The sequence below is a fragment of the Wolbachia endosymbiont of Cylisticus convexus genome (assembly GCF_003344345.1).
This window is the reverse complement of record NZ_QPIP01000214.1, coordinates 1-1,373: the sequence shown is the minus strand read 5'-3', so window position 1 is coordinate 1,373 and position 1,373 is coordinate 1. Positions and strand designations below refer to the sequence as shown.

Sequence of the window (1,373 nt, the reverse complement as noted above, 5' to 3'; positions counted from 1 at the left end):
CACATCATATAAAGCAGAAAAAGTGTATGCGTTGTGGAAAGCCTATACATTTACCTCAACGTATATTTGATACAGCTTACAGTATTGTTGCTCAGTATCAAACTGAATATCGAGGAATTGTACAATATTACAAAATGGCCTACAACCTTCACACACTAAGTTATTTGAAGTATGTGATGGAAGTATCATTAGTAAAGACTTTAGCATCTAAATACAAAACAACTTGCAGGAAAATTTATAGAAAATTTGGTGCGATGATTGAAAACGATGAAGGTGAAAAACGAAAAGTCATCCAAATCAGAGTAGATCGTTTACCATCAAAGATACCATTAATTACACACTTTGGTGCTGTATCACTAAAATGAAATAAATGGGTAAGCATAAGTGATAACCTTATACCAATATGGAATAAGCGTAGTGAAATAGAGCAAAGACTATTGGCACAAACTTATGTAAATCACAAGAGCAGATTGAAGTACATCACGTACGTAAACTTGCTGATTTGCTAGGTAAACGTAATACTGAGCTACCGAAATGGAAAAAGAGAATGATTGAACGACAGAGGAAGACTCTTGTTGTTTGTCATGAATGCCATAAGAAAATCCAATATGGAAAATATGATGGTGACTCCTTAAAACGTTAGATTATTGGAGAGCCACGTGATACGGAAACGATTATGCGTGGTTCGGAGAGGGGTTGTTGGAAAAGTACTTAACAAGTAACTCGCTGGCTGCCCACTCTACTTTACGTACAGTTTTGCGAGAGACTGGTGGGGAAGTTCCACCGGTCTACTCTCCAAAGAAAAACAGCTCTTTTCCAAGATACTTGCCAATAACTTCATTGAGATTTTTTTTTGAATTCCTCTTGTTTTCTTTTATCTTGTACATTGTGTTGGTGTAATATATGAAAATTTCATATATTACGGTGCACTGTAGACTTACTGACATTCAGACCAAATTTTTTCTGAATCTTTATTCTCATTTCTTTAATAGTAATATTAGGATTTTCTTCTATCCATACTTCAACTTGCTCAAGTTGGCTATGATTCAATCTAGTTTTTTTACAGCATTGAGCAGGAGCAAATAGTTTTTCTTCTCTTCCAAATTTTAAGTCATGAAGTTACTGCGTTTCTTGAAATGCAGCATATCTTTGCTACAGCCGTTATGCTATGCTTTTTTGCTAGCAATTACAGCATTTAGTTTTTTTATGCATTGTTTCTTACTTTCTTCAGCATTTTTCTTGCCGATTCCACCACTTGTTCATCTAATAGTTTTGATCTTAATCCTATTTTACCCCGCTATTTTACTTGTTTCAGTATGGACTTTTTTTCTCTTTATTGTCTATCCGCTCTCTCCTTAATGGGCATTGGTATT

2 protein-coding genes and 1 pseudogene are annotated in these 1,373 nt (G+C 34.7%); 2 read left to right on the top strand and 1 reads right to left on the bottom strand.

Annotated elements, in window-relative coordinates; genetic code table 11:
* The coding region (locus Wcon_RS11620) for a group II intron reverse transcriptase/maturase (RefSeq protein WP_338062145.1) at positions 1–365 on the top strand (365 nt) is incomplete at its 5' end.
* A gap of 137 nt (positions 366–502) precedes the next feature.
* Entirely contained in the window at positions 503–643 is a 141-nt protein-coding gene (locus Wcon_RS12925; RefSeq protein WP_338062144.1) for an HNH endonuclease, read from the top strand.
* 157 nt (positions 644–800) lie between these two features.
* Here the strand turns inward: Wcon_RS12925 and Wcon_RS13200 are convergent.
* Positions 801–1,288 (bottom strand): annotated as a pseudogene (locus tag Wcon_RS13200) (helix-turn-helix domain-containing protein); the annotation flags it as partial.
* Between the last annotated feature and the right edge of the window lie 85 nt (positions 1,289–1,373).